Source organism: Mucilaginibacter sp. GW822-FHT03E02 (assembly GCF_058801545.1).
In genome coordinates, this window is sequence record NZ_JBXANJ010000001.1 from 6,448,438 (window position 1) to 6,473,544 (window position 25,107).

The 25,107-nt window shown below is 44.8% G+C and carries 15 protein-coding genes; 14 read left to right on the forward strand and 1 reads right to left on the reverse strand.

The window, feature by feature from the left end; genetic code table 11:
* Positions 1 to 153: 153 nt before the first annotated feature.
* The 4 genes from AC1RM2_RS26995 (at position 154) to AC1RM2_RS27010 (ending at position 6,933) form a co-directional block, all read left to right on the forward strand.
* Positions 154 to 1,272, forward strand: a complete 1,119-nt coding sequence (locus tag AC1RM2_RS26995; RefSeq protein ID WP_492988213.1) for a glycoside hydrolase family protein — start codon at positions 154 to 156, stop codon at positions 1,270 to 1,272.
* A gap of 348 nt (positions 1,273 to 1,620) precedes the next feature.
* Positions 1,621 to 4,035, forward strand: a complete 2,415-nt coding sequence (galB, locus tag AC1RM2_RS27000; protein ID WP_492988214.1) for a beta-galactosidase GalB — start codon at positions 1,621 to 1,623, stop codon at positions 4,033 to 4,035.
* Positions 4,036 to 4,420: 385 nt separating this feature from the next.
* Entirely contained in the window at positions 4,421 to 5,977 is a 1,557-nt protein-coding gene (locus tag AC1RM2_RS27005; protein ID WP_492988215.1) for a sodium:solute symporter family protein, read from the forward strand.
* A 29-nt stretch (positions 5,978 to 6,006) separates the two neighbouring features.
* Complete coding sequence (locus AC1RM2_RS27010) at positions 6,007 to 6,933, forward strand: dihydrodipicolinate synthase family protein (protein WP_492988216.1); 927 nt, start codon at positions 6,007 to 6,009, stop codon at positions 6,931 to 6,933.
* A 66-nt stretch (positions 6,934 to 6,999) separates the two neighbouring features.
* Here the strand turns inward: AC1RM2_RS27010 and AC1RM2_RS27015 are convergent, their stop codons facing one another.
* On the reverse strand, positions 7,000 to 7,890 hold the full coding sequence (locus tag AC1RM2_RS27015) for an AraC family transcriptional regulator (RefSeq protein WP_492988217.1): 891 nt from the start codon (positions 7,888 to 7,890) through the stop codon (positions 7,000 to 7,002).
* A gap of 449 nt (positions 7,891 to 8,339) precedes the next feature.
* On the opposite strand from AC1RM2_RS27015, the gene AC1RM2_RS27020 reads away from it, so the two are divergent.
* The 10 genes from AC1RM2_RS27020 to AC1RM2_RS27065 all read left to right on the forward strand — a co-directional run.
* The gene (locus AC1RM2_RS27020) at positions 8,340 to 9,014 is read left to right on the forward strand and encodes a DUF3826 domain-containing protein (protein ID WP_492988218.1); all 675 of its coding nucleotides are present in this window, start codon (positions 8,340 to 8,342) and stop codon (positions 9,012 to 9,014) included.
* Positions 9,015 to 9,106: 92 nt separating this feature from the next.
* Positions 9,107 to 12,292, forward strand: a complete 3,186-nt coding sequence (locus tag AC1RM2_RS27025; protein ID WP_492988219.1) for a SusC/RagA family TonB-linked outer membrane protein — start codon at positions 9,107 to 9,109, stop codon at positions 12,290 to 12,292.
* 98 nt (positions 12,293 to 12,390) lie between these two features.
* On the forward strand, positions 12,391 to 14,127 hold the full coding sequence (locus AC1RM2_RS27030; RefSeq protein ID WP_492988220.1) for a RagB/SusD family nutrient uptake outer membrane protein: 1,737 nt from the start codon (positions 12,391 to 12,393) through the stop codon (positions 14,125 to 14,127).
* A 56-nt stretch (positions 14,128 to 14,183) separates the two neighbouring features.
* Positions 14,184 to 15,845, forward strand: a complete 1,662-nt coding sequence (locus AC1RM2_RS27035) for a polysaccharide lyase (protein WP_492988221.1) — start codon at positions 14,184 to 14,186, stop codon at positions 15,843 to 15,845.
* Positions 15,846 to 15,858: 13 nt separating this feature from the next.
* Positions 15,859 to 19,005 (forward strand): DUF6298 domain-containing protein, encoded by a 3,147-nt coding sequence (locus AC1RM2_RS27040; RefSeq protein WP_492988222.1) that lies wholly within the window; start codon positions 15,859 to 15,861, stop codon positions 19,003 to 19,005.
* Positions 19,006 to 19,011: 6 nt separating this feature from the next.
* Entirely contained in the window at positions 19,012 to 20,397 is a 1,386-nt protein-coding gene (locus tag AC1RM2_RS27045; protein WP_492988223.1) for a glycoside hydrolase family 140 protein, read from the forward strand.
* A gap of 18 nt (positions 20,398 to 20,415) precedes the next feature.
* A complete protein-coding gene (locus AC1RM2_RS27050) occupies positions 20,416 to 21,360 on the forward strand; it encodes a glycoside hydrolase family 43 protein (RefSeq protein WP_492988224.1) in 945 nt (314 codons plus the stop codon).
* On the forward strand, positions 21,357 to 23,192 hold the full coding sequence (locus AC1RM2_RS27055) for an exo-alpha-sialidase (protein WP_492988225.1): 1,836 nt from the start codon (positions 21,357 to 21,359) through the stop codon (positions 23,190 to 23,192). The genes AC1RM2_RS27050 and AC1RM2_RS27055 overlap by 4 nt, the downstream gene beginning before the upstream one ends.
* A gap of 35 nt (positions 23,193 to 23,227) precedes the next feature.
* A complete protein-coding gene (locus AC1RM2_RS27060) occupies positions 23,228 to 24,652 on the forward strand; it encodes a sialate O-acetylesterase (RefSeq protein ID WP_492988226.1) in 1,425 nt (474 codons plus the stop codon).
* A 5-nt stretch (positions 24,653 to 24,657) separates the two neighbouring features.
* The coding region (locus AC1RM2_RS27065) for a sugar-binding domain-containing protein (protein ID WP_492988227.1) at positions 24,658 to 25,107 on the forward strand (450 nt) is incomplete at its 3' end.

Here is a 25,107-nt window from a genome sequence, read left to right on the forward strand (position 1 = left end):
GTGCAACGGATATATTTAAACAAATGTTCTAAACTGCCGTCATTGCGAGGTACGAAGCAATCCCCGACATGCTAAGTCTCACATAGTTCGGGATTGCTTCGTACCTCGCAATGACGATCTGTTTTTAAACAGCTTTTAAGAATTATAGAAATCATGAATCATACATTAAAACACTTTACATTATTTATTTGCCTGTTATCAGCGGTAAAAGTATCAGCACAAACAAAAGCAGTGCCTGGTAAGGTAATGCAGGATATTTATCAGCAGGTAAAAACACCTTATAAATATGGCCTGGTGATGGTACCCGATAGCAATTCAAAAAAAATGGATTGCCCCAGTGTTTTCAGGAAAGGGAACAACTGGTACATGACTTATCTTGTTTTTAACGGCCGTGGTTACGAAACCTGGCTGGCTGATAGCAAAGACCTGCTGCATTGGAAAACCCGCGGCCGTATCCTGTCATTCTCTGATACCACGCAGTGGGATAGTAATCAAAAAGCAGGTTATATCGCTTTACAGGATTACAAGTGGGGCGGTAGTTACCAGTTGCAAAAATACCGGGATAAATACTGGATGTCGTATTTCGGTGGGCAAAGCCGGGGGTACGAGAAAGGGCTGCTATCAATCAGCGTAGCTAATACCGACAAGGATCCATCAATACCGCACGAGTGGCAGCGGTTAGATCATCCCGTACTATCAAGTATCGACAAAGATGTAAGCTGGTGGGATAACCATACCCAATACAAAGAAACTGTGATATGGGATAAGGCAAAGCTTACCGGGCACCCATTTGTAATGTATTACAATGCCAATGGCGATAGTGTAAACAAAAAGCGCGGCGCCGAGCGCATTGGTATGGCTGTATCTGATGATATGTTGCACTGGCAGCGTTTTGGTAAAGATCCTGTGCTGAACCATGGCGACGGCATTACCGGCGACCCGTATATTCAAAAAATAGGCGATGTATATGTGATGTTCTATTTCGGCGCCTTTTGGAAAACCGGAACAACAGGTGTATTTAACCGCTTTGCCTGTTCGGACGACCTGGTTCACTGGACTGACTGGACAGGCGATAAGCTGATTGAATCATCCGAACCTTACGATGATATGTTTGCCCACAAATCATTTGTGGTAAAATATAAGGGTGTGGTATACCACTATTATTGCGCGGTAAACAAAGCCGATCAGCGTGGTATAGCTGTAGCCACATCAAAAGATCTGGGCAAAAGCGAATTGAATTTTGTTGCACCACCAGTTAAAAAGAAGAAATAGGGGTGCAGCTCCGCTGAAGGGTTACAATGTACCCACATATTTTTAACAAAAGAAAATTGTCATTTCGAACGAGTCAGAGGTGGATTTGAGCGCTGGAGTGAGGAGAAATCTTCGGCGATATGCTATACAACGATGCTTAATGAATGCAAGGCGTATAAGATTTCTCCTCATCCCCAAAGCTCAAATCCACCTCTGACTCGTTCGAAATGACAATCGGTTTTATTAATTGATGAGATCTAAAAGATGTAGTTATACGGCGGGCTGAAGGAGAGGGCTTTAAAAAACAAAACATAAAAACATAAAACAAAAAGTCTCCCCCTTCAGGGGGAGATTTAGAGGGGGCTTATTATGCGGTACCATTATTTTTTACTCATTACTTTATTGATCTGTGCTACTACGGCTAATGCCCAAAGCGCGCGTAAAACAGAAAGCTTTAATACGGGCTGGAAGTTTTTTTTAGGCGATGAGCCGCGGGCCCAAAACAAGGCCATTGATGATGCTCAATGGCGCAGCCTGGATCTGCCGCATGATTGGAGCATTGAAGGTCGCTTTGATCAGAAAAACCCCACCACACAGGCCGAGGGTGGCTTACCAGCGGGCATTGGCTGGTACCGTAAAAGTTTTACCCTGCCTTTATCTGCCCGAAATAAAAACATATTTATTGATTTTGATGGTGTTTACCACAACAGCGAGGTTTGGGTAAACGGGCATTACCTGGGCAAACGCCCAAATGGATATATCTCTTTCAGGTATGATATTACGCCGTACCTTAACTTTGGCAGCAAAAAAAATGTGATCGCGGTACGTGTAGATAATTCCGATCAGCCTAATTCCCGTTGGTATACAGGCTCGGGTATTTACCGTAACGTGTGGCTGATTACCACGGCTAAAACTTACCTTACAAACTGGGGAACTTTTATAACAACACCTAAAGTAAATGATAAAGCCGCCGAAGTGGCTTTGGAGATCGGGGTACATCAACCCCCGTCAAAAAACAAATTAAGCCTGCAAACTACCATTTACAACGCCGAAGGTAAAGCTGTTGCTTCCCAGACATCCCCGGTAAAAAATACAGGAGACACTTCGATTGCTGTTCATCAAACTTTGGCAGTAAACAAACCCAAGCTTTGGTCGGTAGCAAGGCCATATTTGTATAAAGTAGTAATAAAAGTGCTGCAGAATGGCAAAGTGCTTGATGACCGGTCAATTTACACGGGCGTTCGTTATTTTAACTTTGATGCCGATAAAGGATTTATTTTAAACGGCGAACCGATGAAAATAAAAGGCGTTTGCCTGCATCATGACCAGGGCGCACTGGGTGCAGCTGTAAATGTAAGGGCTATGGAGCGCCAGCTGCAGATACTGAAAGCTATGGGCTGTAACGCCATCCGCACATCGCACAACGCGCCTGCTCCCGGGTTTCTTGACCTGTGCGACAGGATGGGGTTTTTGGTGATGGATGAGGCTTTTGATATGTGGCGAAAAAAGAAAAGCAAGTATGACTATCACCAGGATTGGGATAAATGGCATGTAAAAGATCTGCAGGACCAGGTATTGCGTGACCGTAACCATCCTTCAATTTTTGCCTGGAGCATAGGTAACGAAATAAGGGAACAATTTGACACTACCGGTATAAGTATTAGTCGCGAATTGGTTGGCATAGTGAAGCAGCTGGATACAACCAGGCCGGTTACATCGGCCCTGAGCGAGGCTGATCCTAAAAAGAATTTCATCTATCAATCCGGCGCGCTCGATTTGGTTGGCTTAAATTACCACCAGGAGGTGTATGCCAATTTTCAAAAGAATTACCCCGGCCAAAAGTTTATCGGCACCGAAAACATGTCGGCATTAGCTACCCGTGGGCATTATGATATGCCCTCGGATAGCATAAGGCGCTGGCCAAAGGATGGCAAAACACCTTTGAAAGATGGCAATCCCGATTTTACGGTATCGGCTTATGACAATGTATCGGCCTATTGGGGTTCAACACATGAAGAAACCTGGAAGATCATCAAAAAATACGATTTCCTTTCGGGCTTATTTGTGTGGACTGGTTTTGATTATATTGGTGAACCTACCCCATATTTATGGCCAGCACGCAGCTCATACTTTGGGATAGTTGACCTGGCAGGCTTCCCCAAGGATGTTTATTACATGTACCAAAGTGAATGGACAACTAAGCCGGTATTGCACCTGCTGCCGCATTGGAACTGGAAACCCGGTAAAACTATTGATGTTTGGGCTTATTATAATAATGCCGATGAGGTGGAGGCTTATTTAAACGGCAAATCATTAGGCATCCGCAAGAAAACAGGTGATGACCTGCATGTGACGTGGCGGGTTAAATACGAGCCCGGCACCTTGAAGGCGGTTTCGCGTAAAAATGGCAAAGTCATTATGAGTACGCAGGTTGTTACGGCAGGTGCGCCATACCGCATACAGCTTAAAGCCGACAGGAACCATATTAAAGCCGATGGTAAAGACCTTTCGTATATTACCGTTACCATACTGGATAAAAATAATGTCCCGGTGCCGGATGCCGGTCAGCTCATTAAATTTAAAGTAGGGGGGCAGGGGATTTTAAAAGCGGTTGATAATGGCTCGCAAACAGACCTTGATCCATTTGTTTCCAATCAGCACCGGGTATTTAATGGTTTGGGGCTGGCTATTATTCAATCAAAATCAAATGCAGGTAAAATTAATATAACCGCAGCAGCAGAAGGTTTGCAGCCGGGGCAGCTTATTATACAAAGTGGTAGGTAAAATAGCCGGATGGCATGCCGCTATGTTTGTGAGATTCTGAAACAAGTTATCCATGAGGTGTGGGGGAGTAAACATTCGGTTGGACGCTGGCTAAGACTCACCCGGCCGACGCTGCGCTGGGCCACCCTCTCTCCGGCTGAAGCCGCAAAGAGGGTTTATGAAAATAAAAAAAATCTTTTGGCCCCTCTATGCGCGAAGCGGAGAGAGGGGCAGACGGGCGCAGCCTCGTCGGGGTGAGTCGTCGCCACCATTCCTTTAACCCCCATGCTAACATCCTACAATAGCCTGAAAAAATGTTACAGTAAATATTAACCATAGGGCGCTACATTTGTTAATACAATTTTAAACCATCATATAAACTTTTATTGTTCAACCCGTTCCATACATGAAAATGTTACCCGTGGTCGATTTTGCCGTTATAGGTATTTACCTTATTGCCATGGTATTAATCGGCTTTTATTTTTCGCGTAAAAATAAGAATGCCGAGCAGTTTACCACCGGCTCGGGTTTGATACCGGGTTGGGCTATCGGGCTATCCATATATGCCACATTTTTAAGTAGTAACACTTTTTTGGGCGTGCCGGGTAAAGCTTATGGCGGTAATTGGAGCGCTTTTGTATTTAGCCTGTCTATGCCCCTGGCGGCGTGGATGGCGGTTAAGTATTTTATACCATTTTACCGTAACAGCGGCGAAGTATCAGCCTATACCCATTTCGAAAAACGTTTTGGGGCATGGGCGCGCACTTACGCGGTTATCTGTTTTTTACTTACCCAGCTGGCGCGTATGGGCTCGGTATTTTTTGGCATCGCATTAAGCCTGCAGGCGCTTACCGGGGTATCCATGAAACTCATCATGCTCGTTATGGGGATTGCTATTATTATATACACCGTATCGGGTGGTATAAAAGCGGTTATCTGGACAGAGGTAGTACAAGCCATTGTGAAAACACTGGGAGCAGTGCTTATTATTTACCTGGTAGTAACCAATGTGCCGGGCGGTTTTACCAAAATACTGGCTATAGGTAAAATTGCCGATAAGTTTAGTTTGGGCAGTTTTTCGTTAAACTTCACACAGCCCACATTTTGGGTAATATTGTTTTATGGCTTTTTTATCAACCTTAACAATTTTGGGATGGATCAAAATTATATACAGCGCTACCACGCGGCAAAGTCAACCAGCCAGGCGGCAAAGTCGGTGTGGCTTTGTGTGCTGATATATATCCCCGCATCGTTTCTTTTTTTTGCGATAGGATCCTGCCTGTATGCCTATTATAGCCAGCATCCCGATTTGCTTTTAAGTATAAAGCACCAGGTAGCTGCGGAACGGCTCCCGTTAACGGCTACGCCCGGCCAGGTAAACGCCCTGATGGCCACATTAACGCCTGCCGATTATGGCGATAAAATTATGCCCCATTTTATGGTAACCCGTATTCCAACAGGGCTGGTGGGTATTATTGTTGCCGCAATTTTATCGGCAGCAATGAGCACCATTAGTTCGGGGATGAATGCATCGGCTACTGTTTTTGCAGTTGATATTTATAAACGGTATTTTAAACCGAAGCTTAACGGCAAGCAGACACTTTTTTTATTACATATTGGCACTGTAGTATTCGGGTTTGCCGGTATGGGCGTGGGTATAGCCATGATAGGGGCAAAAAGTATTCTTGATTTATGGTGGCAGCTTTCGGGCATATTTGCCGCGGGCATGCTGGGCTTGTTTTTATTAGGCATCATCAGCAGGCAAACTAACAATCACGAGGCAATTATAGCCACCATTATAGGTGTTATAGTTATCATATGGCTTACATTTCCGGCCATTATTCCAGATCAGTACGCGTCGCTTCGCAGTACTTTCAATACTAATATGATTATTGTGGTGGGTACGCTCTCCATTTTTCTTACTGGCATACTTTTAACAAAAGCAAGGCGGCAAACGGTTTAATTACTCATTTAAATTCAATTCAAAAACAAATGGAACAGGCGAAAAAAGGCTTTATACCAGTAATGTTGACACCTTTTAAAAGCGACGGTTGTATTGATTATGACGCACTTACACAACTTACAGAGATGTATTTGCAGGCAGGCGCCGCCGGGGTATTTGCCAATTGCTTATCCAGCGAGATGTTTGAACTCAAGGAAGATGAGCGGCTGCAACTTATCAAGCACGTTATACAAGTGGTGAATGGCGCCGTACCTGTAGTAGCCACAGGCACTTTTGGTGGCACTGTTACACAGCAAGCCGATTTTATAAAAAAAGTGCATGATACAGGTACAGCAGCGGTAATTGCCATTACAAGTTTACTGGCAGATGTTAACGAGGGAGATGAAGTTTTGAACGACCGCGTATTTGACTTGTTTGAACAAACTACAGGTATTCCGCTGGGTTTTTACGAATGCCCGGTACCTTACAAAAGGCTGTTATCGCCACAGCAGCTTATTGATTTTGTAGCCACTGGCAGGGTAATTTATCATAAAGATACCTGTCTCGATATCGGCAAGGTAAAACAAAAATTGGCTGCCCAGGCCGTAAACCTGGCTTTTGGTTTATACGATGCTTATATGGGGCACGCCGTTGAAACTTTAAAAGCAGGCTCGGAGGGCCTGTCATGTATCCAGGGGAATTTTTTTCCGGAGTTAATTGTATGGTTGTGTAATAATTATGCCAATGAGGCTTTACAGCATGAGGTAACCATGGTACAGGAGTTTTTAACAGACAACATGGTTGTGATGCATAATGTATACCCGGTTATAGCCAAATATTATTTAACCAGGCGCGGATTAAAAATTTCGACAGTTACAAGGCGCAACGTAGGACATTTTTCGGCTTCGGTACGCAACCAGATCGAAGACTTGTATAGCAATTATACTTTACTGCAAAATAATATCGGTATTAAATAATAGCTAAAAGCTGAATGCCTAAAGCTAAAAGCCGACTGGTAGATTATAAATGTATAAATCAGTTGGTTACGCCACAGCTGCCTTTTGCCCTTTAATATATCGCCTTTTATACTCCAGCGGGGTCATGTTGGTAACCCTTTTAAAATGCCGGTAAAAATTTGATATGTTATTGTAGCCGCACTCAAAACATAGTACTTCGGTAGGTAGCTTATCCTCAATTAAAAAACGGCAGGCGTGGCTTATCCTTATCTCGGTTAAAAAATCAAAATAGGTTTTCTTGGTCATCAGCTTAAAATACCTGCAAAAGGAGGTAACGCTTAAATTACCGATGGCTGCTATTTTTTCGAGGCTGATTTCCTGTTTATAGTTGGCAAGTGTGTATGAGCATACTTTATTCAACCGGATGGTGTCCGATTCGTTTGACTGGTGAAACTCGTTGTGCGAAAGAATGATAGGGGCAAACTCTTCAGTTTCGGCCAAAATTTTCAAAATAGACAACAGCACAATGATGCGGTCGAGGTTGGTTGCTTCAACTGCCTGCCGCATTAAATTGGCCAGTTTTTCTTTGGCAGCCCCTTTTATCACCATGCCACTTTTGGCTTTTTCAAACAGTTTGGGCAGCAGGTAGGCTTCGGGTAAATTCAACAGGTATTTGCCCAGGCAATCCGGTAAAAAATGAATCACGATCACTTCTACATTCAAACCCGAATCGGGTAAAAAGTATTCATCCTTGCAGCGCCAGCAATGGGGCAGGGCCTCGCCAAGCAGAGTAATTTCGCCGGGCGAAAAATTGCTGATATTATCACCAATAAAACGCACACCTTCGCCTTTAATTACGTAATGCAGCTCCAGTTCGGGATGATAATGCCAGATACCCCGGAAGGTTGGCAAAATATCATGCCTGATGCTAAAAGAGTTCTGTGGTTTTACAGCAACCTTAAGGAAATGAGGCTTCATTTTTAAAAAATCAATATGTTGGTTATAAAACAGGCAGTTTGAACCCTGCCTGCTATTTGGCTTACAATATTTAAAATTATGAAAATTAACGGAAATGGCGTTTATAAAATGGTAACAATTTTTTGACGTTTGCTACATCAGCTATGAAATTGAGGTTATGATAGGATCGTACAATAAATTGATAAATACAGGTAGAAATTGCACTCCCTAATATTTGATATTTGTTTAAGCATCCTGTAAAACAGTTTGCTGCAGCCAAGTTTATAAACCCCAATAAGGTAACCAACATACAGTGTTTAATTAAGGTATTAGTAATATATATCCACTTGTTTTATTTTGTAAATACGATTGAAATAAAGCAAAATATATCACAATAGTTATTTAATATATTTATTTCAGTTGTTTGGTTTTTTATAAGGAGTTAAATGTTTGAATCAGGAGAGAAAAATATGAAAAAATATATTGTTATGTTAATGTTACTGTGTGGAGGGTATTCAGCCGCACTGGCGCAACCGGCGCCGGCAAATGCCGGGAGCGATAATTACACGCAGGTAATTACCCAACGTGCAGCAAAAATTGTGGATGTGTTAAATATTAGCGACTCGGCAAAATATAAAAAGGTATGTGATATTATTGTTGGCCAATACCGCGGCCTTAATGATATATATAACGACCGGAACGCAAAAAACAAACATATTAAAGAACAACTTGCCAATGATAAACCCGCGGCTGCAACCAGGATGGCCGATGTTGACAGCGCTGTTGTTAAACAGGTGAAAGCGCTGCATGCACAATACCTTTCGAAATTAACTGCCGAATTAAATGCCGACCAGGTGGACAAAGTTAAGGACGGGATGACCTACCGGATTTACCCGATAACGTACACCGCTTATTTAGATGAAATACCCAGCCTGACCAATTTGCAAAAAGACAAAATCAAAGGCTGGTTACTGGAAGCGCGCGAAAATGCCATAGATGCAGAATCGTCGGAAAAAAAGCATGCCTGGTTTGGCAAATTTAAAGGCCGTATTAATAACTACCTATCTGCGCAGGGCTACGATATGAAGAAGGAAGGCGAAGAATGGCAAAAGCGGATTAAAGAAAGGGCTGCGGCAAACAAATAAAAAAAGTAGGGTTGATAAAGTGAGAAGTATTACCTGAACATCAATTATAACCAATTAATTAACAGAATTATGAAATTCAATTCCATGACTTTATGAGAAAATTTTTCCTCTTATTTTCGGTACTGCTCCTGCTTAGCAGTACTTTGATGGCCCAAACCCGAACCGTAACAGGCAAGGTGGTGAGCAGCGACAAAAACGAACCTTTGATAGGCGTTTCTGTACAGGTGAAAGGGAGCACTGCCGGCACTACTACCGATACCAGCGGCAGGTATTCTATTAAAGTTACCAACCTGCAAAGTGTGGTAATCAAAGTACAATACATTGGTTACGCTTTCCAGGAGAAAACATTAAATGTTGACGAAATGAACGCCGATTTTAGAATGGTACCCACATCAAGCAACCTTGACGAGGTAGTGATAGTTGGTTACGGAACCCAAAAAAGAAGCCACCTTACCGGCGCTGTTGAAACTGTAGATATGACGAAGATACAGGACATTCCAGCAACCAACCTTGCCGCAGCATTAAAAGGCACCAACGCCGCGGTTGGCGTGTCGGGTGGTACAGCAAGGCCTGGGCAAAATGCCTCCATTACTATTCGTAACCCCATTTTCCTGGCAAAAGATGGTGGCAGCACCGATCCTTTATACATTATTGACGGAGCCAAGCGCACACTTTCAGACTTTAATCTGCTGGATCAGAGCGAGGTTGAAAATATCTCAATTTTGAAGGATGCTGCCGCCGCCATTTATGGTATCGAAGGTGCAAACGGTGTTATCATTGTAAAAACAAAACGTGGTCACTCCGGTCAGCCTAAAATAAGCTTTAGCGCATCGGCAGGTTCGGCAGATGCGGTTCAATTGCCCAAAATGATGTCGGGCCTGCAACTGGCAACCTGGTTAAATGACTATGAACAGGGCCTCAACGGATTTAACGTAACCCCCGATGGCTATATTGGCGGCGATTTAACAAAAAAAGACCTGAACTATTATACTCCTGATGAACTGTCCTATTTTGCCGATAACAACAACAACTTTTTAAAACAGGCCTTCCACCCGGCCTTGGTAGAGCGGGGAGCGGTTAACATTAGTGGCGGTAACGATAAGGTTACTTATTTTGCCGGCGCAAACTATGTTAATCAAAACTCCAACTTCTCGGGCGTTAATACCAACCGCTTTGGTTTTCGCGGTAGCGTTGATGCAAAACTGGCGCAGGGCTTAAAGCTTAGCTTATCGCTAAGCGAAGATGTATCAAAAAGCAAAAGCTACTGGTACAAACTCTCCGGTACTTCCGAAAGTCTTGATAACGACTTTTTATCATTAAACCAGGCACCACCATGGCAGCAATATTTTATTGATGGTCACCCGGTGTACCTCAGTTCAAGAACAGCTACGGATAATATCAACTTTTTTGCGGTACAAAACTCAAATAATTATACCAATAGCAATAATTATATCATGAATGCGCTGGCCAACCTGAGTTACGATATTCCGGGTGTAAGGGGGCTATCGGCAAATGTGAGTTATAACAGGAATATAAATAACAATTTTAGCAAGCAATACGGTACAAGCTTTGTTTACTATCAATACTCGGGCACGGGCTCAAACAACCATATACCGGGCGGTACTATTGTAGGCACGCCTACCATAAAAAACGGCGACAGGGTAAGGTTAACACCAAGTATTACCGATAACTACCAGTTTAACGCCAGCCTTAATTATAACCGTAGCTTTGGTATGCACGATATATCGTTCATCGCCCTTTATGAGCAATATGAAACCAGTTTTGAAGGTGTTAACGCCGAAGCTGATGGTGTGATACTTAACGGAAAAGACAACCAGAATTTTACAACAGGGGCGCAGTCATCAAACCAGGCATCGTCAATAAGCGAAGGTGGTAAACAAGCTTATGCCGCGCGTTTAAATTACGGTTACGCTGATAAATACCTGGTTGAGTTATCATTAAGGGCCGATGCCAACACCAACTTTCCTCCGGGAAACCAATGGGGGTATTTTCCGTCGGGTTCTGTTGGATGGGTGGTATCCAAAGAAGATTTCTTTAAAAATGTTTCTTTTGTCGATTTCTTCAAGCTAAGGGCTTCCGTGGGTTCGTTGGGGAGTTATAACACAAAAGCATACCAATACGCTGTAAATTACAAAATTGGTACCGGAAGCGGCGGTGGCGCCGTGTTTGGCGGCAACAACGCCGATAAGGGCATCGGTCTAACAACTAACATTGCTATTGCCAATCCTGATTATACCTGGGACCACGACACCAAAACGAACTACGGGATCGACCTTCGTTTCCTCAACAACCGTCTATCGGCCACTGCCGATTACTTTTGGGACCATCACTATAATATGCTGGCCAGTTTAAACTCATCGGTTCCGGTTACAGTTGGGGCCACGCCTTCAACAGAAAACTACGGCAGCATCAACACATTTGGTTACGAGGTAAGCGTATCCTGGAAAGACCATATAGGTAAAAACTGGACCTACAATGTTAGCCCGTTTTTTACCTGGAGCGATAATAAGTACCTGAAATATGACCTGTCTTCGGGATTGGCAGGTACCTTCCAGGATTTAACTAATAAATCAGGAGATCAGGGTACATTGGGTTATAAATCATTAGGCATTATCAGGACACAGGCCGATGCCGACGCGATTATTGCAGAACGTGCAACCGCGGCAGGCGGAGCTGGTAACGTAACTATCATGTCGCAGGCGGTTAAGCCTGGTATGTTAAACTTCCAGGATTTGAATGGCGATGGTATAATTGATTCGAAAGATTTACAGTTCCTTGGTCATAAATCCAATAATCATTATTCCATGGGCTTTAACTTCGGCGGCTCCTATAAATCACTAAGTTTAAATGTGATCATGGGCTTATCATGGGGCGGTACAGCATCAATTGAAGGAGCGGCAACCAAACAGGCTACCGCTTCAGAAAATCGCCCGGTTTTCTGGGCTGATCACTGGACACCAACCAACACTGAAGCAAAATATCCGGCGCCGTATTATTATCAAACTTATGCCGTAACAACCGATTTTTGGTTTGTGAGCCCGGTTACCTGGAATATTTCGAGCGCTAATTTAAGCTATGCTTTGCCCGATAATATTTCAAAAAAACTTGGTATGGCCAGTGTAAGGGCATATGTAGTAGCAACTAATCCGGTTTCGTTTTTAAATCCGTATCCAAACAGTTACCGAAGCCAGTCGACGCCATTTACTTCATATCCCAACCTTCGTACAATATCTTTTGGTTTAAACTTAGGTTTTTAAATCTTGAAAAAATGAAAACATTAAAATCACTAAATATAATATCGGCAATTGTTTTAGTAACGTTATCCGTGCTGCTAACAAATTGCAAGAAGGTTCTTATGAAAGAGGATCTGCAGTATACCACACCCACCGAAGTTTTTAACGATTCGACGCTGGCTATATTAAATATCAATTATATATACTCGGCAAATCAGCCGGCATGGTTTGGCAGTACCGGTGGCGCGTTAGGCGGCGGTGGCGCCATGTGCGATGAATTTTACGGCGATAACGCCTTTGTTAAAGGTACAGTGAATATTGAAACCGTTGGCGATATTGGAACTGCTGTATCGGTGAGTAACAATTACGGCAAGTTAAGGGTTATTAATACCACACTGGCCAACCTGGCAACAAGTACATTACCGCAGGGAACTAAAAACAGGTACCGCGCCCAGGTTTTGTTTTGGAGGGCTTTCAGGTATTTTGACCTGGTCAGGTTGTACGGCGGCGTGCCATTGGTTTTAACGCCCCTGCAGGCCATCGGCAACGAAGCCAAAAACGCTGCTTTACTACCCCGCAACAGTACATCAGAATGCTTTACGCAAATAGTGAGCGATTTGGATACCTGCATGAAATATTTACCAGGCAAATGGACAGGTTCTGATTATGGCCGTATTACATCGGGTGCGGTTGCGGCTTTTAAAGGCAGGGTTTTGTTAACCTACGCCAGCCCGCAGTTTAACCCTTCAAATGACCCAACCCGCTGGCAGGCAGCTAAAGCCGCCAATGATGCAGCCATCCAAACGCTTACATCAAACGGATACGGGCTTTATCCTTCATACGATGGCCTATGGTTTGTAAAAGGAGTAGCCAACACCGAAGCCGTAATGGTTACCGAATATAATAATCAAACAGATGATAATGGTACAAGCCCTAATGGCTATGATAACGCAACCAGGCCGGCATATTTAGGTACCAAAGGAGGGTCAAACCAGCCAACATGGGATATCGTGAAAAGCTATCCAATGCTTGATGGTGCTGCCCCGGGCGCATCAGCAAAATATACCTATTCGGATAATACGTTTTTTGATAACCGCGATCCCCGGTTTAACCTTACAATAGCTTATAACGGCTGCAAGTGGCCACTTTTGGGCAACACCAATTACAGGTTGTGGACATATTTTTACTACAGCAACGCCGCTGGCACAAGCACCAAATCTACCGAACCAACATCGCCAACCGGCAGTGGCTTTTACCTGCGCAAAGCTATTGATCCTTCAATTTCATTAAGTAACACACCCTATATCGGTACCGACTGGATTGAGATTCGTTATGCCGAGGTACTGCTTAACCAGGCCGAATGCGCCGCTGCTTTAGGCGATGTTACAACAGCTTATACCAATTTGGTTGCTTTAAGGAAACGGGCCGGTGTTGAAGCGGGCGCCGATAATTTATACGGCTTGCAGGCCGGCATGGGTGCCGATCAAATGATAAACGCCATCATGACCGAGCGACAAATCGAATTGGCGTTTGAGGGCAAAAGATATTGGGATTTGCGCCGCAGAAAATTGCTGGAAAGTACTTTAAATGGTAAAAAGAGAACGGGTGTTACTATTACCTTAAATAATACCGGCACAGGTAAGGACTACTTGTTATTAACCCGCGATGCCTTGGCAAATACATCTTTAGATGATCTTTATACCACATCGTTTACCGTTAAATCAAAAACGCTGGATACTTATAATATTGCAGTACAGTCTGCCGATTATTATTTTGGCATACCTACGGCAGCGCTGCAAAACAATTCAAATTTATTGCAAACCAATACCTGGGGCGGCGCATTTGACCCTTTAAAATAAGATACATAAAGGGCGCTCATTTAAGGTGCCTTTTAAAAGATAATACCAAATTAAATATGAAAAAACACACAGCCTTATTTATAGTTGCGGCAGCGTTGGGATTTGCAAAGCCCGCGTTTGCCCAATACCCGGAGGTACCTCAGAAGGTAAAAGACGAGAGTGAAGCATTAATGAAAGAGGCTACCCGCCGTTCAGACTCGGCCTGGCAAATTGCATTGCCCATAATAAAAGCCGATCAAAGGCGGGGCAAGGTTTATGTGCCCTGGGCAGGAAGGCCAAGCGACTTGCCACAGGCAAAAATCCCGGCGTTCCCAGGGGCCGAAGGCGGCGGCAAATTTACATATGGTGGTCGTGGCGGTAAGGTTTATGTGGTTACCAGCCTTGAAGATAGCGGCCCGGGCACCTTGCGCGAAGCCTGCGAAAAAGGCGGGGCACGTATAGTAGTATTTAATGTTGCAGGTATTATCCGCATAAAAACACCCATTATAGTAAGGGCGCCATACATCAGCATTGAAGGCCAAACAGCGCCGGGCGATGGCGTTTGTATTGCCGGCGAATCATTTTGGGTAAATACACATGATGTAGTTATCCGTTACATGCGTTTCCGCCGTGGCGAAACGAATGTGGGGCGCAGGGATGATGCATTGGGCGGCAACCCCGTAGGTAACATCATTGCCGATCACGTATCTGCAAGCTGGGGCCTTGACGAAAACTTTTCGATGTACAGGCACATGTTTGATCCGGGTGATGGTTCAAAAGAAGAAAAATTGGGTACAGTGAATATCACTATCCAAAACTGTATCTATTCTGAATCGTTGGATTACTGGAACCATGCTTTTGGCAGCACTACGGGCGGCGAAAATAGTACGCTGATGCGTAATCTTTGGGCCGACAACACCGGCCGTAACCCATCGGTAGGCTGGAATGGGGTTTATAATTTTGTAAACAACGTGGTATTTAACTGGCATCACCGCTCGATGGATGGTGGCGATTATACCACAAACTATAACGTAATCAATAACTACTTTAAACCCGGCCCGGTAACACCTAAAAACGAGCCCGTGGGCCATAGGATCCTGAAACCCGAATCGGGCAGGAGCAAACTGAAAGAGAAATTTTTTGGCAGGGTATACGCGGTAGGCAATGTTATGGAAGGCTATCCCGAGGTAACTAAAGACCCATGGAACGGCGGTATCCAGGTTGAAGGGCCGGGAGGTAAGGAATTACCTGATGCCGGTGAGTATAAGGATTACATGAAATCGGATGTTCCGTTCCCAATGCCGTCTTTAACTATAATGTCGGCCACGGATGCCTATAAATTTGTGATTGCTAACGCGGGTGCCACACTGCCCAAACGCGACCCGGTTGATGTGCGCATTACAGAACAGGCGCGTACCGGAAAAATTGTATATAAAGAGATGGAAACCGATACCGCGTACCAGTTTAAGGTGCGCAAACTGCCTAAAGATTCGTATAAATTAGGCATCATCACTGCACCGTGGCAGGTTGGCGGATACCCCGATTACAAAGGCACCCCATACAAAGATTCCGATAACGACGGTTTGCCTGATGCCTGGGAAATTGCACATGGCCTTAACCCTAAAGATGGAACCGATTCGGCCTTGCCGGCAAAAAATGGCGGTGGTTATACCAATATAGAGGTATATTTAAATACCGTGGCGCTTAAAGGAGAAAAGAAACTGGCTACATTAAAATAATTATAATACAGTAATGTTAAGATTTTGGGTAAGTAGGTTTATATTTATGTTGGTTGGAGGTATGCTTTTGCATGCCTCCTTATTTGCTCAAAAAAAGAATCAAAACAAACCACAGCCACCCGTTGTTGCCGAAAAAAATGGCAAGCTTGTTTATGCAGTAGCCCCTAATGGCGACCGTATTCCAGATTATTCATACTGCGGCTATATGGCTTCTGAACAGGCCATACCTAATGTGCCTGTACGCATTGTAGTGCCACTAAAGCCCGGCGATGCAACGCTCAGAATTCAGTCGGCAATTGATTACGTAGCTGCTTTACAGTCTGATAAACAGGGAATCCGTGGCGCGGTATTGCTAAACAAAGGTGTATATCAGGTTAAGGGTAGTTTAAATATCAAAGCTTCGGGTGTGGTTTTACGCGGAAGCGGCATGGGCGCAAACGGTACCACATTGTTTGCCGCCGGTACGGATAGGAAAACATTTATCCGGGTTGCCGGCGCTAAGGACAGGCAAACATCAAAAGAAATTAAAATTACAGACGCTTACGTGCCTGTAAATGCATCCGTTTTCCATATTGCCGATGGTGGTGCAATTAAAGCGGGCGATATGATCCTGGTACACCGCCCCAGCACGCAAGCCTGGATAAACACCATAAAAACCGACCATTTTGGTGGCGATTTAACAACGCTTGCCTGGAAACCCGGCGAGCGTGATATTTATTGGGACCGTAAGGTAACAGCAGTTAATGGTAATACAATTACCATCGATGCTCCGCTTACTACTGCCTTAGATAGCGCGTTTGGCGGTGGCCTTATATCAGCTTACACATGGCCAGGCCGCATCGCACAGGTTGGTATCGAAAACCTCGAACTGCAGTCGGCCTATGATCCCTCAAACCCTAAAGATGAAGCGCACCGCTGGATGGCTGTAACTATGGAAAATGTTACTGATGCCTGGGTAAGGCAGGTTACATTCAGGCATTTTGCCGGTTCGGCAGTATTTGTTTTGCCTACCGGTAACCGTATTACTGTTGAGGATTGTAAATCATTGGCGCCGGTATCAGAAATTGGCGGGCAGCGACGAAATACATTTTTAACCATGGGCGGCCAAACGCTGTTTCAGCGCCTGTATACCGAAAATGGCTTTCACGATTTTGCTACCGGGTATTGTGCTCCCGGGCCAAACGCGTTTGTGCAGTGTATGACGGTGCAATCGCATAGTTTTAGCGGTAGTATAGATAGCTGGGCCTCAGGTGTTTTATTTGATATTGCCAATATAGATGGGCAGCCTTTAAGCTACCTTAACCGCGGCCAGGATGGGCAGGGAGCAGGATGGAATGCGGCAAACAGCCTGTTTTGGAATTGTACTGCTGCCCGGGTTGATTGCTATCAGCCGCCAACAGCGCAAAACTGGGCTTTTGGCACCTGGGCGCAATTTGCCGGCGATGGCTATTGGGAAGAATCAAACAGTTCTATTAACCCGCGCAGCTTTTATTATGCTCAATTGGCCAACAGGCTAAATAAAGATGTGAGCAACCAGGCCAATATTTTATATCCGGCGACAGAACCATCAAGCAGCCCAACTGTTGAGCAGGCGGCCGAATTAATGGCCGCTGCCCGGAAACCAGCTGTTACCATTAACGAATGGATTGATGAGGCCCCTAAAAGAAATCCCATCAATATTTCATCAACAGGAATAAAAAACATTGATCAGGTAGGGTATAAGCCGTCAGTTGGCGCCACGCCGGCCCCAAAAATGACGGTGCTTAACGGCTGGCTGGTACGTGGGAACACGGTATTGGCAGGTAAACATTTTGAAACACCCTGGTGGAACGGCACTGTCCATCCCGATTATACCGATAAGGAAGCCAAACCGGCCATTGCCCGTTGGGTGCCCGGCCAGACCGGGACAGGGCTTACCGACGATTTAAACGATGTAGCTGGCTGGATGCTTCATGACAACATTATAACATTTGAGCATAATTATGGCTTATGGTATGATCGCCGCCGCGATGATCATGAACGCATCCGCAGGATGGACGGCGACGTTTGGGCGCCATTTTATGAACTGCCTTTTGCCCGCAGCGGTAAAGAGTTAGCCTACGATGGCTTAAGCAAATACGACCTCACTAAATACAACACCTGGTACTGGAGCCGTTTAAAACAATTTGCCGACCTGGCCGATCAGAAAGGTTTGGTACTGGTACATCAAAATTATTTTCAGCATAATATTATTGAAGCCGGTGCACACTATACCGATTTTCCATGGCGCACTGCCAACAACATCAACGGTAGCGGTTTCCCCGAACCGGTTCCTTACGCGGGTGATAAACGCCAGTTTATGGCCGAGCAGTTTTATGATGAAACTAACCCTGTGCGGCGTAAGTTTCACCAGGCTTATATTAACAAATGCATGGATAATTTTGCGGGCAATAACGGTGTAATTCAGTTGATTGGAGCTGAGTTCACCGGCCCGCTCCATTTTATGCAGTTTTGGGTAGAAACCGTTAAGCAATGGGAAACTACCCGTAAACACAAAGAAATTATTGGCCTTAGCGCCACCAAGGATGTGCAGGATGCCATCCTTGCCGATCCTTCAAAAGCATCGGTTATCAATGTGATCGACATTCGTTACTGGTATTACCAGGCCAACGGCGCGGCATATGAACCCATTGGCGGCCAAAGCCTTGCCCCGCGCCAGCAGGCCCGCATTTTAAAACCCAAAGCAACATCTTTTGAGCAGGTTTATCGTGCCGTACATGAGTACCGCACTAAATATCCCGATAAAGCTGTGCTGTTTTCTGCCGATGGATACGATCATTTTGGCTGGGCTGTATTTATAGCCGGCGGCTCATTGCCTGTATTACCGGCCGGTACAGATAAACAGTTTTTAAATGCGGCAAGCGGCATGAAGTCTGCTGAACTGCCCGGTGCGCCAAAAGACCAATGGGCATTAAGTTCGGCCAAAGGATACATTGTTTACACCAATGCTGATAAGGCCGTTCGTTTGGATCTGCCTGCCAATACCATTTATAAAGCGCAATGGATAGATCGCCAAACCGGCCAGGTCTTGCCGGGCGACCAGGAGGTAAACGGAGGTAACGGAACCGAAATAAAAAACCCTAACGTTGGTGCAGCCATTTTATGGCTAACACGTAACTAAATAATTATGTTAAAAAAGGCTGTTTTAATTGGCGTTATCTCTTGTTTGCTTTTCTCGTTCAAAAGTAATGAAACAGCTATGCCTGTTTTAAAAATAGCGGCAAATCAACGGTACTTTACAGCAGCGGGCAAACCTTTTTTCTGGTTGGGCGATACCGGCTGGCTGCTCTTCTCGAAAATGAACCGCGAGGAGACTGAACAATACCTGGATACCCGGAGCAAGCAGGGGTTTAACGTGATACAGGTTATGGTAGTGCATAGCATTAAAGAAACAAACGCCTATGGCGACTCGGCTTTGGTCAACAAAAATTTGGCCATGCCCAAAATTACAGCGGGCAGTACTTTTGGTAACGCTCATGAATACGATTACTGGGACCATATCGACTGGGTAATAGGCAAGGCCGCCGAAAAGGGGCTGTACATTGCATTGGTACCTGTTTGGGGATCGGTAGTAAAAGAGAACCATACAGGCCCGGCCGCGGCCAAAGCATATGCAGAGTTTTTAGCCAAAAGGTATAGCGGCCACGCCAATATAATATGGATGAACGGAGGCGATATAGCCGGCACCGATTCGATGAAAACATGGAACGCTATTGGCAACACGCTGCGCAGCCTCGATACAACGCATCTGATTACATACCACCCGCGCGGTCGTACACAATCATCTACCTGGTTTCATGAGCAGTCCTGGTTAAGTTTCAATTGCTTTCAATCCGGTCATCGCACCTATGCGCAGGATACTTCAAAGAAGGACCTCAAATATGGTGAAGACAACTGGAAATACGCGCAGGCAGATTATGCCAAGCTCCCCATAAAGCCTACACTGGATGCCGAGCCATCCTACGAAAAAATCCCTTATGGGCTGCATGATATCAAACTGCCTGTGTGGACAGCCGCCGATGTAAGGCGCTACGGTTACTGGTCGGTTTTTGCCGGTGGTTGCGGGTACACCTACGGCGATAACGATGTGATGCAGATGCATAAACCAACAGACAAAGGCAGCGCATATGGATCAAAAGGATATTGGTACAACTCTATTAACGATCCCGGTGCCAGGCAAATGATCTACCTTAAAAAGCTGATGCTTTCGCGGCCCTACTTTGACCGTATACCAGATCAGCATTTGATTGGAGGCCTGCAAGGCGAAAAATATAACAGGCTGATAGCTACCCGGGGCAAAAACTATGCATTTGTTTATACTTATACGGGCAGAGAGATGAGCATCAATCCCGAAAAATTAGCTGGATCAAAAATAAAAGCTTCGTGGTTTAATCCCCGTAACGGACAAGTTACAGCTATTGGAACCATGGCAAAAGCAAAAACACTTAAATTTAATCCTCCCGGCAGGAAGGCAAACGGCAACGATTGGGTGCTCATTCTCGACTCCATATAAAACCTATTAAAAACACACGTGAAACGGCTATTTACATATATATTACTATTGTTTGCTTCTGCTATAATATCATGCAAGGCGAGTAAAAGCGTGTATATGTTTACGTCGTTTCATGAACCGGCAAATGAAGGGCTCCGTTTGTTGTACAGTTATGATGCCATACATTGGACAGACCTAAACCGAACATTTATAAAACCCGAAGCCGGTGAAGCAAAAATTATGCGCGACCCATCCATCGCCCAGGGCCCCGATGGTGTTTACCACCTGGTATGGACAACCGGCTGGAAAGATGATAAGGGAATAGGCTACGCCAGTTCGAAAGATTTGATTCATTGGTCAGCCCAGCAGCATCTTAACGTGATGGAGTACGAGCCGACGGCAGTAAATGCCTGGGCACCGGAGTTGTTTTATGACGACGAGGCCGGCAGGTTTATTATCGTATGGGCATCAACAGTGCCAAATCGCTTTGCAAAAGGGCAGGAGGACGAGAACAATAACCACCGGCTTTACTATACCACTACTGCCGATTTTAAAACTTTTGCACCAACCAAATTATTCCTGGATCCTGGCTTTAGTGTAATTGACGCCGAAATTGTAAAGCGGGGCAAAAACGATTATATCCTGGTAATGAAGGATAATACCCGGCCTAACCGTAATATCCTGGTAGCTTTTAGTAATAATCCCCTGGGGCCTTACGGCAACTATACCAAACGCTTTACCGAAACGTACAGCGAAGGTCCGTCTATAACCAAAACCGGTAAAAACTGGTTTATTTATTACGATTCGTACCGGTTAAAAAGATATGGCGCTATGCGCACAACCGATTTTAAAACCTTTACCGATATAGCCGACAGTATAAGTGTGCCCACAGGGCATAAACACGGAACTATATTTAAAGTAACCCAAAAGCAACTGAACTTACTGTTAAAAGATTCGGTAGCTGTTAAAACTAATCAACAATGAACAGGACTATCTATATATTACTTTTTACCATTATTGCTTTTTGCGCCAGGGCACAGGATACCGTGCACTACAGCGGCAATACGGTAGTAAATGTTGATTATCACCACGGGCAGCTAAGCCCGGCTATAGGTGTTCATAGCATGCAGATATTGAGGGCCAACCGGGAACATCCTAAGCTGGCTGATGGTTTTGGCTTCACTTATAACCATGCACCCATGCTGGCCTATTGGAACAATACTTTTTATGTTGAGTATTTGAGCGATAAGGTGGGCGAGAGCGTGCCTCCCGGTCAAACACTGGTAGTTACATCTGCCGACGGGCAAAACTGGTCGAAACCAACATTGGTTTTTCCACCTTACAAAATACCCGATGGCACTACAAAAGAAGGGCATCCCGGCGTGGCAAACAACCTGTATTCGGTAATGCACCAGCGCATGGGCTTTTATACCGCCAAATCAAAACGCTTGCTGGTATTGGGTTTTTATGGCATTTGTTTGGATGGGCACGATGATCCCAATGATGGACAGGGCATAGGGCGTGTGGTGCGCGAGGTTTTACCAAACGGAAAATATGGCCCCATCTACTTTATCCATTACAACCCTAAATGGAACGAAAAAAACACAAGCTATCCCTTTTATAAAACCAGTAAAGACAAAGGTTTTGTACAGGCCTGCGATGAGCTGATGGCTAACCCATTAATGATGATGCAGTGGGTAGAAGAAACCGATAAAAAAGATCCTTTAATACCGTTGCATAAAGATTATAAGGCTTTCAATTTTTATCACCTGCCCGATGGCCGGGTAGTAGGCTTATGGAAATATGCCCTGACAGCCATTAGTACAGATAATGGCAAAACCTGGCCTGCAAATGCCGCGCGTGCGCCACGCTTTGTAAACAGCAATGCCAAAATTTGGGGGCAGCGCACATCCGATGGTAAATATGCAACAGTTTATAACCCTTCCGAATTCAGGTGGCCCTTAGCTGTTTCGGTTAGTGATGATGGGCTCAATTATAAAAATCTGTTACTGGTTGACGGCGAAATTTCGGCTATGCGGTATGGCGGCGCCTATAAATCATACGGGCCGCAATATGTGCGCGGGATAGAAGAAGGCAACGGTATACCACCCGATGGCAAACTGTGGGTAACCTACAGCATGAATAAGGAGGACATCTGGGTATCATCAATACCTGTACCCCTAACCGAAATAGCCGGTGCACATGCCAATGAAGTATTTAATGAGATGCCGGCCGGTAAAGAGCTGGAACTGTGGAACACTTACAGCCCCCAATGGGCTCCTGTGACTGTTGAAAAAGCCCCTGACGGCGAAAAAAGCCTTACCCTGAAAGATAACGACCCCTTTGATTATGCCAAAGCAGAACGCGTGGTGCCTGTATCTAAAAAGTTAATGGCCGATTTTACCATCATCCCCGGGCAAAATAATACCGGGATGTTGGATATAGAGTTCCAGGATGAAAAGGGCAGTGCCGCTATCAGGCTTACGCTCGATTCGGCGGGGCAGTTTAGGACCAAGGCGGGATACCGTGATAAAAACATTATTAAGTACGAGGCAGGCAAGCCTTATCATATCATCCTGAAACTAAACACCAATACCCGTTTTTATACCATGAATGTAAACGGAAAGGATGTGCTTACGGCATTATTTTTTGCCCCGGTATTAAGCGTTAACCGTGTGGTTTTCCGCACAGGCGAGGTGCGGCGTTTTCCTAATACAGACACACCAACGGATCAAAACTACGACCTGCCAAAAGCGGGGGAATCTGCCAGGTCTGCGGTTTATTATATTAAATCATTTAAAACAGGCAATTATTAAAAATGGGTAGCAGAGCGATATTTTGCTGTTTGATTATGAGCTTGTTCTGTTTTACAGGTAGCATAGCCCAGGTTGTTTTGCCTAAAATATTAGGTAACGGCATGGTATTGCAGCGCAATCAGCCTGTACCAATTTGGGGTACCGCCAAAGCTGGCGAAAAGGTAACAGTTAAGTTTAACGGCCAAACCAAAACAACTATTGCTGATGATGCTGGTAAATGGATAGTAACGCTTAAACCGATGCCTGCTTCGGTAAATCCATCCACGTTAATCATCACGGGCACCAATACTATAAAGCTTACAGATATCCTGGTAGGTGAGGTATGGCTGTGCTCGGGCCAGTCGAACATGCAGTATGAAATGCGCAAGAACAGCAAAGTAAAAAAGCCCGATACGAGTATAGCAAATTCGCCTGTTGATGAACTTGACCGTGCCCATAACCCACAGATCAGAATCTTTTTGGTCACCCAAAAAAACCTGCAAAAGCCCGATTCTACGCATTCCGGCTGGAGCATCGCGGAGGATTCTACTTTACGTGCTTTTTCGGCGGTGGGTTATTTCTTCGCCAAAAACCTGAACCAAGATCTGAAAGTACCTGTTGGCGTAATCTCATCGGCAGTAAGCGGCAGCCGTATTGAGCCATGGGCGCCGCAGGAAGCTTTTGATGCTATCCCGTATTTTAAAACCAGCAATATTAAAATTGAGGGTGATCCCGGTAAATTCTACGCCAAAATGATTCAGCCGCTGGCGCCGTTTGCGCTTAAAGGTTTTTTATGGTACCAGGGCGAAAGCAACTGCTACCTGGGTGAAACCATCAGTTACACCTATAAAATGGAGGCTCTCATCAATAACTGGCGTAAAAGCTGGAACAACAAAAGCCTGCCATTTTATTACGTGCAGATAGCGCCCTTTTATTATTCGCAAAGCAAAGGAGCGGTGCCATATACTGAGTTTACCGAACCTGAATTAAGAGAAGCCCAAACCATGGCTTTACAGATCCCGCATACAGGCATGGTTATCACCACCGATTTGAACGATGATCTTAAAAATATTCACCCGCCATTTAAGTGGGAGGTTGGCCGCCGGCTGGAATTACAGGCATTAGCCAATACTTACGGACAGAAAAAGCTTGTTTGCTGCGGACCGATGTATAAAAGCATGAAAATCATCGGTAATAAGATCATTTTGAGTTTTAATTATGCAGGTAAGGGATTGGTTAGTTCTGATGGTAAACCGCTTGCCGATTTCACTGTAGCCGGCAAGGATGGCAAATTTGTACCCGCCATTGCTGCCATCAGAGGTAGTACGGTTGAGGTTTCGGCGGATGGCGTAGATGTTCCTGTAGCCGCACGTTTTGCCTGGTTGGAATCGGCCCAGCCCAATTTCTATAATAAGAACGGATTACCTGCCGCGCCATTCCGAACGGATAACCCGCTAAAATTTACACCTACTACAAACTGATTACCATGAGATCTGCCTGTTTTAAAATATGTACCTATACCCTGTTACTGCTAAGCGGAATAACTGCCCGTGCGCAGGAAACACAAAAGGTATATTTATCGGGTACGGGCAGCGACCACACCGTTAACTGGCAGTTTTTTTGTACCGAAGGCCGCAATTCGGGTAAGTGGACAACCATCCCTGTTCCCTCTAACTGGGAATTACAGGGCTTTGGAAAATATAATTACGGGCTTGCAAAGGATAGTCTGAAAGGGAAGGAAAAAGGTTTATATAAATTCGAGTTTAACGTTCCGGCTGCCTGGCAGGGTAAAAGCATCAATATAGTTTTTGACGGCTCCATGACCGATACTGAAGTAAAACTCAATGGCAGATCTGCAGGGGCCATTCACCAGGGATCGTTCTATCGTTTTAAATATGATATCAGCAGTTTGCTTAATTATGGCAAGCCCAATCTG

Bases quoted from the DNA above. Each gene is read 5' to 3' on its own strand.
- AC1RM2_RS26995 (WP_492988213.1), top strand. From the start codon at position 154: ATGAATCATACATTAAAACACTTTACATTATTTATTTGCCTGTTATCA.
- galB (WP_492988214.1), top strand. From the start codon at position 1,621: ATGCGGTACCATTATTTTTTACTCATTACTTTATTGATCTGTGCTACT.
- AC1RM2_RS27005 (WP_492988215.1), top strand. From the start codon at position 4,421: ATGAAAATGTTACCCGTGGTCGATTTTGCCGTTATAGGTATTTACCTT.
- AC1RM2_RS27010 (WP_492988216.1), top strand. From the start codon at position 6,007: ATGGAACAGGCGAAAAAAGGCTTTATACCAGTAATGTTGACACCTTTT.
- AC1RM2_RS27015 (WP_492988217.1), bottom strand. From the start codon at position 7,890: ATGAAGCCTCATTTCCTTAAGGTTGCTGTAAAACCACAGAACTCTTTT.
- AC1RM2_RS27020 (WP_492988218.1), top strand. From the start codon at position 8,340: ATGAAAAAATATATTGTTATGTTAATGTTACTGTGTGGAGGGTATTCA.
- AC1RM2_RS27025 (WP_492988219.1), top strand. From the start codon at position 9,107: ATGAGAAAATTTTTCCTCTTATTTTCGGTACTGCTCCTGCTTAGCAGT.
- AC1RM2_RS27030 (WP_492988220.1), top strand. From the start codon at position 12,391: ATGAAAGAGGATCTGCAGTATACCACACCCACCGAAGTTTTTAACGAT.
- AC1RM2_RS27035 (WP_492988221.1), top strand. From the start codon at position 14,184: ATGAAAAAACACACAGCCTTATTTATAGTTGCGGCAGCGTTGGGATTT.
- AC1RM2_RS27040 (WP_492988222.1), top strand. From the start codon at position 15,859: ATGTTAAGATTTTGGGTAAGTAGGTTTATATTTATGTTGGTTGGAGGT.
- AC1RM2_RS27045 (WP_492988223.1), top strand. From the start codon at position 19,012: ATGTTAAAAAAGGCTGTTTTAATTGGCGTTATCTCTTGTTTGCTTTTC.
- AC1RM2_RS27055 (WP_492988225.1), top strand. From the start codon at position 21,357: ATGAACAGGACTATCTATATATTACTTTTTACCATTATTGCTTTTTGC.
- AC1RM2_RS27060 (WP_492988226.1), top strand. From the start codon at position 23,228: ATGAGCTTGTTCTGTTTTACAGGTAGCATAGCCCAGGTTGTTTTGCCT.